This is a genomic window from Akkermansia sp. KLE1798 (assembly GCF_001580195.1).
GTDB lineage: Bacteria > Verrucomicrobiota > Verrucomicrobiia > Verrucomicrobiales > Akkermansiaceae > Akkermansia > Akkermansia biwaensis.
The window spans coordinates 872-1,301 of the sequence record NZ_KQ971092.1; the positions used below are offsets into that span (position 1 = coordinate 872).

Below are 430 nucleotides of genomic sequence, written 5' to 3' on the forward strand. Positions count from 1 at the left end.
ACGACCATATGTACCGGACGATCCGCTACGAGAATCGGCCTCCGCCTCCGCAGGCGCTTCGCAATGGAATGATTCCTTACTTTAAAAAAGACAGGAAGCCGTTGATGGATAAGCTGGGTTTTCCGGATGCTTCCCGGTACAAAATAACGGAGGCTTCCGGTCCGCATCCGCAGAGGATGACGCATTGCCGCTTGGATTGGCTGAAGAAATTCGGAGTCAAGAATGTAGTGCGGGAATATGGAGCATCAGCGTCTCTTGTATGCCGATATTTGCCTGACGAGCGTACCCATAAGTCCATGTATATTGCTGTGGCGCAGTGCGGGACACGGGAGTTTGCTCTGGATAGTTTGGCTCAGATGAGGCTCTGGAAGGCGCGTTTGGAGGAGGAAGTCCGTCTGAAAGCTCAGGGAGACAAGGAATGGGACAATCC

1 protein-coding gene is annotated in these 430 nt (G+C 52.8%); it reads left to right on the plus strand.

All coding sequences use genetic code 11. The annotated features are described in order from the left end of the window. Positions 1-68 precede the first annotated feature (68 nt). On the plus strand, positions 69-430 hold a 362-nt coding region (locus HMPREF3039_RS14420; protein ID WP_231863911.1), incomplete at its 3' end, for a hypothetical protein.